Source organism: Pseudarthrobacter kochi, from assembly GCF_055412805.1.
The window spans coordinates 97,585-112,000 of sequence record NZ_JBVAYV010000006.1 but is presented as its reverse complement, the minus strand read 5'-3'; the positions used below and the strand labels follow the sequence as shown (position 1 = coordinate 112,000).

Below are 14,416 nucleotides of genomic sequence, written 5' to 3'. Positions count from 1 at the left end.
ACATGCCCAGTCCTGGGCTCAGCCGTTGGACATAGTGGGCTTAGGTCCAGTGGCCAGCGTCAGGGGAGGGCATGTCCCGCGGAGCGGCAGCAAGTTATGCGTGGTCCCCGGCCTCGCCCAGGCCACGGGCGGCGAGGGCATCTCCGGTCTGTCTGGCGAAGGCCACGGTGGTGATGAAGACCGGGAGGATGAGGGCCCGGGGGTTGCGCTCCAGCCCGCGGGCCCGGGCGGAGTCGCGGACATCGCTGTATGCGCCCGCGATGAACGGGATGCTGCGCAGCATGATGGCGATGGTCAGCGCGAAGCGTTCCGGATCCGCGCCGAAGCGCTGGAACGGCCTCGCGAGGGACGCCACCCCGTCCAGCAGCCGCTGCACCGGGGTGGTGGCGGTGAGGATGGACGCCGCGGCAATACAGACCAGCACGTTGAGCACAATCCGCGCCGCGGTGGGGCCGCCAAGCTGCCACCACTGGAACAGCCCGATCGCCGCCAGGACCGGAAGGACCGGCCGGACCGCCCGCCACAGCCGCGGCAGACCCGCCCCGCTGATCAGGAACAGCCCGCACATCACGGCAAGCGTTGCGGCCGCGGCGGCCCAGTCGCCAACCAGGAAAGACGCCATGCCGGAGCCGACCACCAGGAGGAACTTCAGCCACAGCGGCGCGCGGTGCACCAGGGAGTTTCCGGGCGCATAGTTGGCCAGCAGGAATCCGTGGCCGCTCACGGCTGCCCCGGCCGCGGATCCCCACGGCGCGGATCCCCACGGCGCGGATCCCCACGGCGCGGATCCCCACGGCGCGGATCCCCACGGCGCGGCCGGTCCGGCCCGGGGCCGCACACGGCGAGCCCCGCCGCGCTCAGCTCCCGGTAGTGCTCGACGGCGGCGGCCGGCCCGCCATCGAACAGGACCCTGCCGGCGTCGACCACCAGGACCCGGTCGAGATCCAGCGCGAGCTCGAGGTCGTGGGTGGAGAGGATGACCTGCTGGCTGAGTCCGGCCAGGGTCCGCCGCAGCAGTTCCCGGTTGCGCAGGTCCAGCAGGGTGGACGGCTCGTCCAGGACCAGCACCTCCGGATCCACGGCAAGGACCGCCGCGAGAGCCAGAAGCTGGCGTTCCCCGCCGGACAGCTCGTAGATGCTCTGGTCCGCGAGCGGCAGCAGCCCGAAGCGGTCCAGGGTCGCTTCCGCCTGGCTTCGGCGTTCCCGGGCGTTGCGGACCGAACGCCGGAGGGACAGCTCCACGTCCTCCCGGCCGGTCGGCATCACCAGCTGGGACAGCGGGTCCGTGAAAACAAAGCCAACCCGCCGGCGGACTTCCCGCACCGAACGGACAGTATCCCAGTCATCGACCGTGACGGTGCCGCTGCTCGGTGCCACGAGGCCGTTCAGGAGCCGCAGCAGGGTGGACTTGCCGGAGCCATTGGCACCGATGACGCCGATCCGCTGCTCCGTGAACTGCAGGGTCAGCTCCTCCAGCAGGGTCTTAGGTCCGGCGCGGCCATCGACCGCCACCCGCACCGCAGCCCGGTCCAGCACGATGCTGCTCACGGCCGGGCCCGGCGGATCAGCAGATCCGGAAATGCCTTGTGCAGCGCCAGGGCAATCGTCACGGCCAGTACGTTCTTGATCACATCTCCCGGGTAGAAGACCAGGTCCGCGAGGAACGCCTTCGAGAAATCCAGCTTCGCGTTGACCATCATGCCGAGGATGCCGAGGCCGTGGACGAAGATGATGCTGCTCACCATCGCGGCAGCGAAAAGGAGGACCGCGCGAAACCTGCCGGGCCGGCCCGCCGTGCGGCGGAGCACGACGACGGTCAGCCAGCCCGCCGCTGTCGCGGCAAACACAAAGCCGATGATGTAGCCCGCCGAGGGACCGGCCAGGACCCCCAGACCGCTGCGTCCGCCGCTGAAGATCGGCAGTCCGGCGAGACCGAGGAGAACGTAAAGCCCGACGGCGGCGAACGCCCTGCCGGGGCCCAGGGCAAGGCCGGTGAGCATCACGGCGAGCGTCTGCACGGTGATCGGAACGCCCATCCCGGCCACCGGAATGGCGGCCACCAGTGCGGATCCGGCCACGAGCGCGGCGAAGACCGCGATCAGGCCAAGGTCGGTGGCGTCCCAGCGGGTGCGCTGCCGGGCGGGGGTGGCGGCAACACTGCCGTCGGTCTTCGTCATGGGAGTTCCTGTCGCGAGTGATTCGGGGCCAGCTTCTGATTTTGACTCTACGAGCACGGGGGCCGGCGTTTTTTGTAGAAGCCCTACTAACCAAACACCCGGGAGCTGGAGGGCCGCACCAACGGCTGCCGGGACGCCCGGCACCGCAAGGCCGGCACCGCCGTCGTCCGTCGTTGCCGGCCGCCGGTGGGGCTCTTGTCAACGGGCGGAGGCTGGGCCGGTAGACTTGTAGAGGCCGTGTTCTCGGCCGCACTGCCCCGGCCCCCTGCAGATTCCACCGTTGTGCCGCGGCGTTCCCTGTTGTGAAAGGCCTTAGCTGCATTGATTACCGTCCAGGATCTCGAACTGCGCGCCGGCGCCCGCCTCCTTATGGACCAGGTGAGCTTCCGGATCGACAAGGGAGACAAGATCGGCCTTGTGGGCCGTAACGGTGCAGGCAAGACCACGCTGACCCGGGTGCTCGCGGGCGAAGGCCAGCCCGCCGGGGGCAAGGTCATCCGCAGCGGCGAGATCGGCTACCTGCCGCAGGATCCCCGGACCCCGGACATGGAACAGCTGGCCCGCGACCGCATCCTGTCCGCCCGCGGCCTGGACATCGCCGTCAACAAGCTCAAGCAGACCCATGAGGACATGGCCAGCGAGGACGCCGAGGTCCAGCGCAAGGCGATGAACCGCTATGACCGGCTGGAATCCGAGTTCCTGGCCGCCGGTGGCTACGCGGCCGAGGCCGAGGCCGCCGCGATCTGCTCCAACCTGGCCCTCCCGGACCGGCTGCTGAACCAGCCGCTCAAAACCCTGTCCGGCGGCCAGCGCCGCCGTGTCGAACTCGCCCGGATCCTGTATTCGGACGCCGAAACGATGCTCCTGGACGAGCCCACCAACCACCTCGACGCGGATTCCATCACCTGGCTCCGCGAGTTCCTGAAGAACCACCAGGGCGGCCTGATCGTGATCAGCCACGACACCGAGCTGCTCGAAGCCACCGTCAACAAGGTGTTCCTGCTTGATCCCAACCGCGCCAAGGTCGACTTCTACAACATGGACTGGAAGCGCTACCTCCAGCAGCGCGAAACGGATGAGCGTGCCCGCAAGCGGGAGCGCGCCAACGCGGAGAAGAAAGCCCAGGTCCTCTTCGACCAGGCCAACAAGATGCGCGCCAAGGCCACCAAGGCCGTCGCCGCGCAGAACATGGCCAAGCGTGCCGAACGTCTGCTCGGCGGCCTTGAAGCTGTGCGCGCGACCGATCGCGTGGCAGCCCTGCGCTTCCCGGATCCGTCACCCTGCGGCAAGACCCCGCTCACCGCCGACGGCCTCAGCAAGTCCTTCGGATCGCTGGAGATCTTCACCGACGTTGACCTGGCCATCGACCGCGGCTCCAAGGTGGTCATCCTGGGCCTCAACGGTGCCGGCAAGACGACCCTGCTGCGGATGCTGGCCGGCGTTGACAAGCCCGACACCGGCGAAGTCGTTGCGGGCCACGGACTGAAGGTGGGCTACTATGCGCAGGAACATGAGACGCTCGACGTCGACCGCACGGTCCTGCAGAACATGCGCTCTTCCGCCCCGGACATGAATGACGCGGAGGTACGCAACATCCTGGGCTCGTTTCTGTTTTCGGGCGACGACGTCGACAAGCCCGCCGGTGTGCTCTCCGGCGGCGAGAAGACCCGGCTCGCCCTGGCCACCATCGTGGCCTCGAGCGCGAACGTGCTGCTCCTCGATGAGCCCACCAACAACCTCGACCCTGCCAGCCGCGCCGAAATCCTCGGGGCCCTGAGCAACTACACCGGCGCCGTGGTGCTGGTGAGCCACGACGAAGGCGCCGTCGCCGCGCTGAACCCCGAGCGCGTTGTGCTGCTGCCCGACGGCATCGAGGACCACTGGAACGAAGACTACCTGGACCTGATTACGCTGGCGTAGGGCGCCCAACTGACTCGCAGTTGTGGCCGTTTTCAGCCCTCAAAACGGCTATAAATGCGAGTCAGTTGGGCTAGCGGACGGGCATTTCCTGGGCTTCGGTGATGCGCTTGAGCTCTTCGTAGCTGATCGAGAACATGGAGTGGTGGTCGCCCGCGCCGGCCCAGAGAACCCGATGGGCCGCCAGGGACTCGTCCAGCAGTGTCCTGATTTTCTCCGGATGCCCGACCGGGGCTACGCCGCCCACTTCCTGGCCGGTGTGTTCCAGGACGAAACCGGCGGAGGCGCGGCGGATTTGTCCGCCGCCCAGTTGCCCGGCGACCTTCCGCACATCGACCCTGGCGGCTCCGCTGGCCAGGATCAGCAGCGGGGCACCCGCGACGTCGAACACGAGGCTGTTGGTGATGGCCGCAACGTCGCAGCCGAGCGCGGCGGCCGCCGCAGCAGCCGTCGGGACCTTCGAGTCGAACACCGTGACCGTGTCCTCTGCGCCGAGCGCGTTCAGCGCGCGTTTCACCCGCGCCACAGGATCCGGCAACACACCGTCCACTTCTCAGTACCCCTGGGCGTCCAGGATGGCGTCTTCCTCTTCCTCCGCGGACGCGTTCTTCCGCTTGCGGGGCGCAGGACGACGGCGGGCAGCCGGGCCGCTGGAATGCATCAAGCCGCCGTCGGTATCGGCAGCCTGGGCTTCTGCGTCCTCGGCGTCAATAGCCGCGTTGCGGGCCTGCTGCCGGGCCGCGTACCCGAAGCCGATGAACATCAGCACGCCGAACGCAAACCACTGCAGCGAGTACGACAAGTGGGTGCCCTCGTCGGTGGACGGCTTCGGGAACGGGAAGGGCATGTCCGCCGCCGACGGACTCTCTGACGCCAACTGGCCATAGGCGCCCGTCAGCAGGGGATAGCCCAGCTGCCCGGAATAGGCGGTGAGGTCGATTGACGCCAGCTGGCCGTCCGGGGCACCGCGCTGGAGGGCGGGCTCGGCAGGTTTCAGGCGGGCGACGACGGTCACGGTGCCCTGCGGGGGATCGGGAACCTGGTCGGGGCGGCCCGGGCTGTTGTTGCCGATCGGCAGCCAGCCGCGGTCGATCACAACGGTCTCGCCGGTTTCCACCCTGAAGGGCACAACCACCTCGTAGCCGGGCTGGCCGTTGAGCGGCCGGTTGCGGACGATACGCTGCCCGGCGACGTCGTAACTGCCCTTCAGTTCCACCTGGGTCCACTCCCGCTCGGCTGCCAGCGAACTGAACTGGTCCTTGACCTCAGCGAACGGGACGGGCGCCGCCGAATAGTTGGAGGTGACCCGGTTGATCCCGGCCAGCGTCTCGGCGCGGCGGTCCATCTGCCAGCGGCCCAGTCCGACGCAGGCGGCAGCAAAAATCGCGGCAAGCAACAGGTACCCCAGCCACTTGCTGGAGAAGAGAAAACGGTACATTCAGTGTGCCTTGCCTGCCGGGTCCAATACCACAGTGTCCTTCCAGAGCCCGCGGGTCTGCAGGTAGTCCTCGAGCCAGGCCCGGTGGTCTCCGCAGGCCAGCCAGATCTTGCGCCGTTCCGGGGTGTGGATTTTCGGGTTGTTCCAGAGCAGCTGCCATTCGGCGCCGCTCCGGCATGCCTTGCGGGAGCAGACGGCTTCGGCCGGACCGGCGGCTCCGCCGGTCCCGGTGAGGTCAAAAAGGTTCATGATGCTTCCCGTCCGTGGCCGCCGTCGTCACTTTCACGCCGCCCAGGGGCGCCGCTGCCGCCCTCCGGGGAGTCCCCATCGTCGACGAGTTCGCCCTGCAGGAGCGTCATTGACGGGTCCTCCGACGGCGGGACACCCGGGCCAACCGGGTCCTCAGACGTGGCGGAGGCCGGCGCATCGAGCTGGGCCAGCGGCGCGTAGTCCAGCAGCGAGTCGGAATGGAACTCCGCCTTGTCGCTGCCGTTGGCGATGATGACGGCGAACCAGGGCAGGAACACGGCCCCGATGACCGGGAGGATTTTCAACCAGCCATCCACCACAAAAATCAGGATCAGGCACACCATGCGGATACCCATCGCCACGGCGTACTTGATCATCCGCTGGCGCATCTCTTCAGAGTGTGCGGCGGAGGCGTCCGTGATGCTGTGAACCTCGGAATCACCGGACGGTGCGTCCGGGTTCCCGGGCACAGGTACACCGGGTCGGTTTTTGAGTGTCAAGGCTGTCAGATCACGCTCCCAAGGCTTATTCCAATTCTCTCACCAACAGCAGGGCCGCCCAAACGCGCGCCTGCCGGGCGCTAAGATCGGAGGCAGGAAAATCCCGCCCCCAGCGCGGCGCCGTCCCGCCGCAGAATTCCGGAGCCCCACCATGTCTGAAACAGCAACCACCGGCCGCAGTGTCCTGATCACCGGCGGAAACCGCGGAATCGGCCTCGCCATCGCCGAAGCCTTCCTCGCCAACGGTGACAAGGTGGCCGTCACGTACCGCAGCGAATCGGCGCTCCCCGCGGGCATCCTTGGCGTCAAGGCCGACGTCACGGACGAGGCCTCCGTCGACGCCGCGTTCACCGAAGTGGAAGCCGCGCACGGCCCCGTCGAGGTGCTGGTGGCGAATGCCGGCATCACCAGGGACACCCTCCTGATGCGCATGAGCGAGGACGATTTCACCTCGGTCATCGACACCAACCTCACTGGCGCCTTCCGCGTGATCAAGCGTGCCTCCAAGGGCATGATCCGGGCACGCAAGGGCCGCGTGGTCCTGATCTCCTCGGTCTCGGGCCTCTACGGCGCGCCCGGCCAGATCAACTACTCGGCCTCCAAGGCAGGTCTGGTCGGCATGGCCCGCTCGCTGACCCGCGAGCTGGGTGCCCGCGGTATCACCGCCAACGTGGTGGCCCCGGGCTTCATCAACACCGACATGACGGCGGAACTGCCCGAGGCAACCCAGAAGGATTACCTCTCCAAGGTTCCCGCCGCCCGCTTCGCCGAAGCCTCCGAGGTCGCCAACGTGGTCCGCTGGATCGCCAGCGACGAGGCAGCCTACATTTCCGGTGCCGTCATCCCCGTCGACGGCGGCCTCGGGATGGGTCACTAAGGCGGGATCCGGAAGCACACGACGACGGCAGGCGCCGCCGCCGCTGCCCAGCCACCAGATGGGCCCCTGGCGTCCGCCACGATAGGACTTTTTCCCCTTTGCGCCGTTCGCCGCCGGGTGTGTAATGGGGCTACAGCCCCTGACCGCACCATGGCAGGGGCATGGCAACAGGAGGACAATCGTGGCTGAACTTAACAAGTGGGTGCCGTCGGACGTGCTGGAACCGATCAAGCGTTTCCTGGACGGCGACCTGACGATGACCCCGTCCATCAAGGTCGAGCAGTTTGTAGACGGCACCACCTTGGTGGTGCGCGCTGAAGTTCCGGGGATTGATCCCGACAAGGACGTCGACGTCTCCGTCAGCGAAGGCATGCTGCACATCAAGGCCGAACGCGAGGAAAAGACCGAGCACAAGAGCAAAGACGGCTACCGTTCGGAGTTCCGCTACGGCTCGTTCACCCGCAGTGTCGCGCTTCCGCCCGGTGCCAGGGAAGAGGACATCACCGCGACCTACAAGGACGGCGTCCTTGAGGTGCGCGCCCCTGCCCCCGTGACAGCGCCGGACGCGACGGCCAAGAAGATCAGGATCGACCACACGTAGCCACCGGAACAGGCGGCGGGACGCGGGCGGAGACTGGATCAGTCCGCCCGCGTCCCTGTGCGCCGGATTTCCCGTACTTTGCGGACCCCAACCGTTCCGCTAGCCGGCGTAATCCCGTGCCTCGCGCAGCCAGCCCAGGACCTCTCCGTCAAGTTCGTCCACCGTATGCAGCTCCAGGTGGTGCATCCACACCCCGGGCGAGGGATTCACCACCTCCTTGAACCGGGCAGAGTCGACCCGCCACGGCAAGACAATCGAGAGCACGGCGGGCACATCGGAATTGACGTACCGGCCGGGCCACCAGAGGTACGCGAAACCGCGCCGGTCCAGGAAAGCCACCTCGCTCTTCGTTGCCCGCATGTCCGGCGGGGCTGGCACGGCCAGCATCTTCTCCACCGCATGGAACAGCTCCAGGCCGCGGGGGGAGCCGCTGAAGACCTGCTCCGGCGTCGATTCCTCCGTCACTCCCCGTGGCACCGAGGCCCCTGATCCACGGCCTGCCGGCACGTCCGGCGCAGCGATTCCATGCGCGGGATCCTACGCCTGCGGGCGTGGCCGTCACTAGGCTGCCGCGGCTTCTTTGTGGAACCCGAACAACGGAAAACACCTGCGCCGCTGGCATGATGGACTGCAGACCCACCGTTTTTGGACGTTTGGAACAAAGGAGCTCGTATGGGACTGCTGGAGAACAAGACTGCAATCGTGACCGGTTCGTCGCGGGGCATCGGCGCCGAGGTGGCCAAGTTCCTCGCCGCCGAGGGCGCCGCCGTCGTCGTGAACTACCGCCAGAAGGCGCCCCGCGCCAACAAGGTCGTTGCGGAGATCGAGGCGGCGGGCGGCCGCGCAGCCGCCGTCGGCGCAGACCTCACCACGCAGGAAGGCGTCCAGGCCCTGGCCAGTGCCGCAATGGAGAACTTCGGTTCGCTTGATGTCGTGGTCCTCAACGCCTCCGGCGGGATGGAATCCGGCATGGAGGCGGACTACGCACTCAAGCTCAACCGCGACGCCCAGGTGAACATGCTCAACGCCGCCGTCCCGCTGATGCCCGAGGGATCCCGGGTGGTCTTCGTGACCAGCCACCAGGCCCACTTCATCAACACCGTTCCCACCATGGAGAACTACGAGCCGGTGGCACGCAGCAAGCGCGCCGGTGAGGACGCCCTCCGCGAACTCATTCCGAACCTGGCCGAGAAGGGCATCTCCCTGGTTATCGTCTCCGGCGACATGATCGAGGGCACCGTCACGGCCACCCTGCTGGACCGCTCCAACCCGGGTGCCATCGAGGCCCGCCGCGCCGAGGCCGGGAAGCTGTACTCGGTGAAGGAATTCGCCGCCGAGGTCGCCAAGATGGTTACGGCCGACGTCGAAAGCGGCCACACCGAATACGTCGGCGGGGCCGACTACTTCGACAAGAGCAACAACTAGTTCCAGCCGTTTCGGGGAACACAGTGAAGGCCGGGGCGATTGCCCCGGCCTTCACTGTGTTCCCGGTTGCCCGTCCGTTTCCGGTGCCCGTCCAGCGTCAGACTCCGGCGATGTACCGCACGGCGTCGAGGTAGGGCATATTCACGGCCGCGTCCGCCACCGCGCGGACGGCCGGTTTGGCGTTGAACGCCACGCCGATCCCGGCGGCGCCGAGCATGTCCAGGTCGTTGGCGCCGTCGCCCACGGCAATCGTGTGCTCCATCGGGATGCCTTCCTTGGCGGCCCATTCCCGCAGGTACTTCTCCTTCGCCGCCCGGTCAATCACCGCACCGATCACCTTTCCGGTCAGCGCGCCGTCGGCGATTTCCAGTTCGTTGGCGACCCAGTAGTCAAGTCCAAGACCCTCCGCGATCGGGCGCAGGATCTGGTTGAAGCCCCCCGACACCACCGCCACGACGTGGCCGGCTTCCTGGAATGCAGTGACGAGCTCTGCCGCGCCGGGACTCAGTTTCACTTCGGCACGGACGGAATCGACGACGTCGGCCGGCAGCCCGGCGAGCACCGCCACGCGGGCGTGCAGACTCTGGGCGAAGTCCAGTTCGCCGCGCATGGCGGCCTCGGTCACGGCTGTCACTTCTTCGCGCTTGCCGGCGTAGGCGGCCAGGAGTTCGATCACTTCCTGCTGGATCAGGGTGGAATCCACGTCCATGATGAGGAACTTCCGCGCCGCGCTGCGGAGGGCGGCGGGAACAATGGCCGTGTCGACTCCGGCAGGGCCGTTCTCTGCCACCGCCCGGCGCAGTTCGGCCAGCGCTGTCCCACCGTGGTCCAGGGTGGAGGCCAGGTCCGGATTGACGTCCACCGTATGGACCTCGAAGCGGTCGTTTCCGGTGCGGGATTCGGCGTCCAGCGCCAGTCCCGCTGCTGCGAGGAGCGTGCGGAGCTGCTGCACCTCGGGAAGGGAAAGTTTCGGGGCATAGCTCACGGCGGTCACGTACAGGTTCATGGCTGCAATCCTAGCGATCAGGCAGATCGGGGCCCGAATCCGTTGCGCTCCAGTGACGCCGCGGAAGCCGCGCAGCCCGCCCCCGGCAGGGCCCCGGCGCACCGGTTATCAGTCGTCCGCTTTTTTGTCCTAGTGTCTACTCCTATGAGTGATGTTCTTGAAATGGCCGCCGTCAGCGTTGTACGTGGGGCAAAAACCCTCCTCGACAAGGTCGACTGGCAGGTCAAGGAAGGCGAACGCTGGGTGATCCTGGGTCCCAACGGCGCCGGCAAGACCACTCTGCTCCAGCTGGCCGCCGCACGGATCCACCCCACCAGCGGGATGGCCGGCATCCTCGAGGAAATCCTGGGCGCCGTCGACGTCTTTGAACTCCGGCCCCGGATCGGCCTGTCCTCGGCTGCGCTGGCCAACCAGATCCCGGAGCACGAGAAGGTCCTCAACGTCGTCGTGACCGCGGCCTATGGTGTCACCGGGCGGTGGCGCGAGGGTTATGAGAAGGACGACGAACGCCGCGCTTTCGCGCTCCTCAACGAGTGGGGCATGGGCCCGCTGCTCAACCGGCCGTTCGCCTCGCTTTCCGAGGGGGAGCGCAAGCGTGTCCAGATCGCCCGGGCCCTCATGACCGACCCCGAGCTGCTGCTCCTGGATGAACCCGCCGCCGGACTCGATCTGGCCGGCCGCGAGGACCTTGTGTACCGGCTCAGTGAACTCGCCCGCGACGAGGCCGCCCCGGCCATTGTCCTGGTCACGCACCACCTCGAGGAAGTCCCGCCGGGCTTCACCCATGCCATGCTGCTGCGCGACGGCGCGGTGGTGGCCCAGGGCCCGATCGAAGGCGTCCTCACGGCCGCAAACCTGAGTGAAACCTTCGGGCTGCCGTTGGACGTCAGCGTCACGGCGGGCCGGTACACGGCGACCGCCCGCCGCTGAACGGACCGCTGACCGCGCGTGGAGTTCTTCAATAGCGTCTTCATTTTCTTCGCCGGGCTGTGGGCTGGCACCATCAACAGTGTTGTCGGTTCCGGCACCCTGGTGACCTTCCCGGTGCTCATCGCCCTTGGCTACGCCCCTGTCACCGCGTCCATCAGCAACGCGATGGGCCTCGTGGCCGGGAACGCCACCGGCGCCTGGGGCTACCGCAAGGAACTGACAGGACGCGGAAGGCAGCTGCTCAAACTGCTGCCCGCGTCGCTGCTGGGCGGCATCACCGGGGCCTACCTGCTGCTCCACCTTCCCGAGAAGGTCTTCCATTACGCTGCCCCCGTCCTGATCGTGCTCGCGCTGCTGATGGTGGCATTCCAGCCCCGGCTGCAGCGGTGGGTCCGGAACCGGGAGCAGAACCCCGAACATGCCATCCGGGACCGCCGCCACGGCGTCATCCTGGTGGTCCTGGTGTACCTCGCCGGCGTGTACGGCGGATACTTTGTCGCCGCCCAGGGCATCCTGCTGGTCGGGATCCTCGGCATCTTCATGACCGGGACCATCCAGAACGCCAACGCCATGAAGAACATCCTGGTCCTCGGCGTGAACGTCGTGGCGGCAGCTTCCTACCTGCTCTTCGCCTTCGACCGGATTGACTGGACAGTCGTCGGACTGATTGCCGTGAGTTCGCTGATCGGCGGCGTGATCGGCTCCAAAGTCGGCCGCCGACTGTCCCCGGTGGTCCTGCGCGGTGTCATCTTTGTCCTGGGCCTTGTCGCCCTGGGCTTCATGATCGCGAACCTCTTCAAGTGACCCGCCTGTGACCTTCCACCGCCTTGACTCCGCCGATGACCCCCGGGTTTCGGACTACACCCAGCTCACGGACGTGCACCTGCGCAAGCTCCGGGAACCCGCCGAGGGCATGTACATCGCCGAGTCCTCCCGGGTGCTCCGCCGGGCCCTCGCCGCGGGTCACCGGCCGCGCTCCTTCTTCCTGGCCGAAAAATGGCTCGAGGACCTCGCGGACATCTTTGAGCAGTACCCGGACGTTCCCGCGTACATCGGCTCCGCAGCGCTCCTCGAGGACATCACCGGCTTCCACCTGCACCGCGGCGCCATGGCAGCCATGCAGCGGCCGGAACCTGTGCCGCTGCCCGGGCTGCTCGCCGGGGCCCGCCGGGTAGCCGTGCTGGAGGACATCGTGGACCACACCAACGTCGGTGCCATCTTCCGGTCTGCCGCGGCGCTGGGCATCGACGCTGTCCTCGTGTCGCCGCGCTGCGGGGACCCGCTGTACCGGCGCAGCGTCCGGGTCAGTATGGGGACGGTGTTCCAGGTGCCCTGGGCCCGGCTGGAGGACTGGCCGGGGGACCTGCAGGTGCTCCGCGCGGAAGGCTTCACCGTGGCCGCCATGGAACTCACCGACGACGCCGTCGACCTCGACGAACTGGCCGCCCGCCGCCCGGAGAAACTCGCCCTCGTGCTCGGCACTGAAGGCGCCGGGATGAGCGAGAAGACCCTGGCCGCCGTCGACCTCGCCGTGAAGATCCCCATGCGGGCGGGCGTGGACTCGCTCAACGTCGCGGCGGCGTCCGCTGTCGCCTTCTGGGAGTTGCGCCCACGGGACTGAACCGCGGGGCCTGAACCGTGCGCCTGAACCGTGCGCCTGAACCGTGGCACCAAAGCGCCGCCGCTGGTCAGGCGGCGAAGGCGCCGACTTTCCGCTATGATTGATAGCTGGCCGTCCGGTGCATTCCGCCAGCCATCCCATTCATACCTGGCAACTGGCAAAATCCAGTTGTGCGAACAAAGGTCCAATTATGAAGTCTGATACTCACCCGAAGTACGAAGCTGTTGTTTTCAACGACCTGGCTTCCGGCGTCAAGTTCCTGACCAAGTCCACCGTGTCTTCCAAGAAGACCATCGAGTGGGAAGACGGAAACACCTACCCGGTTATCGACGTCGAAATCTCCTCCGAGTCCCACCCGTTCTACACGGGCAAGCAGCGCATCATGGACTCTGCAGGCCGCGTCGAGCGCTTCAACGCTCGCTTCAAGGGCTTCGGCGGCAAGAAGTAACTTCTTCTCCCCAAGGTCTTTTGGAAAAGCCCGCACCGGTGACGGTGCGGGCTTTTTGCGTCTTCACCCTGAGCATCGTGGCAGGATTAGGGGCATGACAACCCTTCCCCCGGTCCCCGGTTCCAGCAGCGCTGACGACGGCGGCGCCCGCCGCCACGGGGAGTACAAGGTTCCCGGCGGCAAACTAGTCGTCGCCGATTTCGACGTCGTCGACGGCGTGCTCGCGAACGTTTCGCTCAGCGGGGACTTCTTCCTGGAGCCGGACGAGGCACTGCTGGAGATCAACAGGGCGCTCACGGGCCTCGCGGCGGACACCAATGCGGCGGACATCTCCGCCGCGGTGGCTGCGGCCCTCCCCGCCGACGCCGTCCTCTTCGGCTTTTCCGCCGACGCCGTGGCCGTCACCGTCCGGCGCGCCCTGGCGATGGCCACCGGCTGGGCTGACCACCACTGGAACATCATCGCCCCGTCCGTGCTGCCCACCCACGTCAACGTTGCGCTGGACGAGGTCCTGACCGAAGAGGTCGGCGCGGGCCGCCGCAACCCGACCCTGCGCTTCTGGGACTGGGAGGAACCGTCGGTGGTGATCGGCAGCTTCCAGTCCGTCCGCAACGAACTGGACGCCGCCGGCGTCGAACGCCACGGCATCAGCGTGGTCCGCCGGATCAGCGGCGGGGGAGCGATGTTCATGGAGGCCGGCAACTGCATCACCTACTCGCTGTACCTGCCGCAGAGCCTTGTCGACGGCATCAGCTTCGCCGAGTCTTACGCCTTCCTGGACGCCTGGGTGATGGCTGCCCTGGAGAAAATGGGGATCACCGCGTTCTACGTGCCGCTCAACGACATCGCCACCGGGCAGGGCAAGATCGGCGGCGCCGCGCAGAAGCGGCTCGCGAACGGCGGCATGCTCCACCACGTCACCATGAGCTATGACATCGACGCCGACAAGATGGTGGAGGTCCTGCGGATCGGCAAGGAGAAGCTCTCCGACAAGGGAACCCGGAGCGCCAGGAAGCGGGTGGATCCGCTGCGCCGGCAGACTGGCCTGGCCCGGGCCGAGATTGTTGCGGCCATGATGGAAGTCTTCACTGAACGCTACGCGGCGACGCCCTCGGAACTCACCGCGGCCGAGCTTGCAGCCGCGCACCACCGGGTGGACGCCAAGTTCGGCACCCCGGAGTGGCTGCACCGGGTGCCCTGAGCCCCTGCCACCCCGTCGGCTGCACC

Annotated in this window: 17 protein-coding genes and 1 pseudogene; 9 read left to right on the top strand and 9 right to left on the bottom strand. The window is 67.3% G+C overall.

The genetic code is table 11. The features are described 5' to 3' along the window. Nucleotides 1-94: 94 nt before the first annotated feature. From ACZY0Y_RS05410 to ACZY0Y_RS05400, 3 genes and pseudogenes are all read right to left on the bottom strand, one after another. Complete coding sequence (locus ACZY0Y_RS05410) at nucleotides 95-724, bottom strand: energy-coupling factor transporter transmembrane component T family protein (protein WP_463881174.1); 630 nt, start codon at nucleotides 722-724, stop codon at nucleotides 95-97. Beyond that, nucleotides 721-1,446 (bottom strand): annotated as a pseudogene (locus ACZY0Y_RS05405) (energy-coupling factor ABC transporter ATP-binding protein); the annotation flags it as partial. The pseudogene ACZY0Y_RS05405 and the gene ACZY0Y_RS05410, both read right to left, overlap by 4 nt. Nucleotides 1,447-1,544: 98 nt before the next feature. Then, the gene (locus ACZY0Y_RS05400; RefSeq protein WP_463957030.1) at nucleotides 1,545-2,177 is read right to left on the bottom strand and encodes a biotin transporter BioY; all 633 of its coding nucleotides are present in this window, start codon (nucleotides 2,175-2,177) and stop codon (nucleotides 1,545-1,547) included. Between the two features lie 321 nt (nucleotides 2,178-2,498). On the opposite strand from ACZY0Y_RS05400, the gene ACZY0Y_RS05395 reads away from it, so the two are divergent. Continuing rightward, nucleotides 2,499-4,097, top strand: coding sequence for an ABC-F family ATP-binding cassette domain-containing protein (locus ACZY0Y_RS05395; protein WP_160665947.1), 1,599 nt, complete (start codon nucleotides 2,499-2,501; stop codon nucleotides 4,095-4,097). Between the two features lie 70 nt (nucleotides 4,098-4,167). Here ACZY0Y_RS05395 and ACZY0Y_RS05390 read toward each other — a convergent pair whose 3' ends face one another. From ACZY0Y_RS05390 to ACZY0Y_RS05375, 4 genes are read right to left on the bottom strand one after another with little or no spacing between them, the layout of a single operon-like run. Beyond that, nucleotides 4,168-4,620 carry a YbaK/EbsC family protein gene (locus ACZY0Y_RS05390; RefSeq protein ID WP_463957043.1) on the bottom strand — a complete coding sequence of 151 codons (453 nt, stop codon included), beginning with the start codon at nucleotides 4,618-4,620 and terminating at the stop codon, nucleotides 4,168-4,170. Nucleotides 4,621-4,647: 27 nt separating this feature from the next. Then, nucleotides 4,648-5,532, bottom strand: a complete 885-nt coding sequence (locus ACZY0Y_RS05385) for an SURF1 family cytochrome oxidase biogenesis protein (protein ID WP_463881167.1) — start codon at nucleotides 5,530-5,532, stop codon at nucleotides 4,648-4,650. Continuing rightward, nucleotides 5,533-5,781, bottom strand: a complete 249-nt coding sequence (locus ACZY0Y_RS05380) for a hypothetical protein (RefSeq protein ID WP_463957029.1) — start codon at nucleotides 5,779-5,781, stop codon at nucleotides 5,533-5,535. It lies immediately after the preceding gene. After that, nucleotides 5,778-6,281: a DUF3099 domain-containing protein gene (locus ACZY0Y_RS05375; RefSeq protein WP_463957028.1), complete on the bottom strand. Its 504-nt coding sequence runs from the start codon at nucleotides 6,279-6,281 to the stop codon at nucleotides 5,778-5,780. Before ACZY0Y_RS05375 ends, ACZY0Y_RS05380 begins: the two co-directional genes overlap by 4 nt. A gap of 151 nt (nucleotides 6,282-6,432) precedes the next feature. On the opposite strand from ACZY0Y_RS05375, the gene ACZY0Y_RS05370 reads away from it, so the two are divergent. Together ACZY0Y_RS05370 and ACZY0Y_RS05365 are read left to right on the top strand one after the other, a co-directional pair. Next, nucleotides 6,433-7,158 (top strand): beta-ketoacyl-ACP reductase, encoded by a 726-nt coding sequence (locus tag ACZY0Y_RS05370; protein WP_463881161.1) that lies wholly within the window; start codon nucleotides 6,433-6,435, stop codon nucleotides 7,156-7,158. 181 nt (nucleotides 7,159-7,339) lie between these two features. Beyond that, the gene (locus ACZY0Y_RS05365) at nucleotides 7,340-7,759 is read left to right on the top strand and encodes an Hsp20/alpha crystallin family protein (RefSeq protein ID WP_272927714.1); all 420 of its coding nucleotides are present in this window, start codon (nucleotides 7,340-7,342) and stop codon (nucleotides 7,757-7,759) included. A gap of 99 nt (nucleotides 7,760-7,858) precedes the next feature. Here ACZY0Y_RS05365 and ACZY0Y_RS05360 read toward each other — a convergent pair whose 3' ends face one another. Further along, on the bottom strand, nucleotides 7,859-8,236 hold the full coding sequence (locus tag ACZY0Y_RS05360) for a DUF5655 domain-containing protein (protein WP_463957027.1): 378 nt from the start codon (nucleotides 8,234-8,236) through the stop codon (nucleotides 7,859-7,861). Between the two features lie 195 nt (nucleotides 8,237-8,431). On the opposite strand from ACZY0Y_RS05360, the gene ACZY0Y_RS05355 reads away from it, so the two are divergent. Next, entirely contained in the window at nucleotides 8,432-9,184 is a 753-nt protein-coding gene (locus tag ACZY0Y_RS05355; RefSeq protein WP_463881155.1) for an SDR family oxidoreductase, read from the top strand. Between the two features lie 97 nt (nucleotides 9,185-9,281). On the opposite strand, the gene serB is transcribed toward ACZY0Y_RS05355, so the two are convergent. Beyond that, nucleotides 9,282-10,190, bottom strand: coding sequence for a phosphoserine phosphatase SerB (serB, locus tag ACZY0Y_RS05350; RefSeq protein ID WP_463957026.1), 909 nt, complete (start codon nucleotides 10,188-10,190; stop codon nucleotides 9,282-9,284). A 144-nt stretch (nucleotides 10,191-10,334) separates the two neighbouring features. Between serB and ACZY0Y_RS05345 the strand changes: the two genes are divergently transcribed. The 5 genes from ACZY0Y_RS05345 (at nucleotide 10,335) to lplAB (ending at nucleotide 14,390) form a co-directional block, all read left to right on the top strand. Beyond that, nucleotides 10,335-11,120 (top strand): ABC transporter ATP-binding protein, encoded by a 786-nt coding sequence (locus ACZY0Y_RS05345; protein ID WP_463881150.1) that lies wholly within the window; start codon nucleotides 10,335-10,337, stop codon nucleotides 11,118-11,120. 18 nt (nucleotides 11,121-11,138) lie between these two features. Beyond that, nucleotides 11,139-11,924, top strand: coding sequence for a sulfite exporter TauE/SafE family protein (locus tag ACZY0Y_RS05340; RefSeq protein WP_463881148.1), 786 nt, complete (start codon nucleotides 11,139-11,141; stop codon nucleotides 11,922-11,924). A 7-nt stretch (nucleotides 11,925-11,931) separates the two neighbouring features. Further along, nucleotides 11,932-12,741: a TrmH family RNA methyltransferase gene (locus ACZY0Y_RS05335; protein WP_463881145.1), complete on the top strand. Its 810-nt coding sequence runs from the start codon at nucleotides 11,932-11,934 to the stop codon at nucleotides 12,739-12,741. A 190-nt stretch (nucleotides 12,742-12,931) separates the two neighbouring features. Then, nucleotides 12,932-13,189: a type B 50S ribosomal protein L31 gene (locus ACZY0Y_RS05330; RefSeq protein ID WP_024365679.1), complete on the top strand. Its 258-nt coding sequence runs from the start codon at nucleotides 12,932-12,934 to the stop codon at nucleotides 13,187-13,189. A gap of 94 nt (nucleotides 13,190-13,283) precedes the next feature. Next, entirely contained in the window at nucleotides 13,284-14,390 is a 1,107-nt protein-coding gene (gene lplAB, locus ACZY0Y_RS05325) for a lipoate-protein ligase LplAB (RefSeq protein WP_463881142.1), read from the top strand. The last annotated feature ends 26 nt before the right edge of the window (nucleotides 14,391-14,416 follow it).

Bases quoted from the DNA above. Each gene is read 5' to 3' on its own strand.
- serB (WP_463957026.1), bottom strand. From the start codon at position 10,190: ATGAACCTGTACGTGACCGCCGTGAGCTATGCCCCGAAACTTTCCCTT.
- ACZY0Y_RS05400 (WP_463957030.1), bottom strand. From the start codon at position 2,177: ATGACGAAGACCGACGGCAGTGTTGCCGCCACCCCCGCCCGGCAGCGC.
- lplAB (WP_463881142.1), top strand. From the start codon at position 13,284: ATGACAACCCTTCCCCCGGTCCCCGGTTCCAGCAGCGCTGACGACGGC.
- ACZY0Y_RS05355 (WP_463881155.1), top strand. From the start codon at position 8,432: ATGGGACTGCTGGAGAACAAGACTGCAATCGTGACCGGTTCGTCGCGG.
- ACZY0Y_RS05330 (WP_024365679.1), top strand. From the start codon at position 12,932: ATGAAGTCTGATACTCACCCGAAGTACGAAGCTGTTGTTTTCAACGAC.
- ACZY0Y_RS05380 (WP_463957029.1), bottom strand. From the start codon at position 5,781: ATGAACCTTTTTGACCTCACCGGGACCGGCGGAGCCGCCGGTCCGGCC.
- ACZY0Y_RS05385 (WP_463881167.1), bottom strand. From the start codon at position 5,532: ATGTACCGTTTTCTCTTCTCCAGCAAGTGGCTGGGGTACCTGTTGCTT.
- ACZY0Y_RS05370 (WP_463881161.1), top strand. From the start codon at position 6,433: ATGTCTGAAACAGCAACCACCGGCCGCAGTGTCCTGATCACCGGCGGA.
- ACZY0Y_RS05345 (WP_463881150.1), top strand. From the start codon at position 10,335: ATGAGTGATGTTCTTGAAATGGCCGCCGTCAGCGTTGTACGTGGGGCA.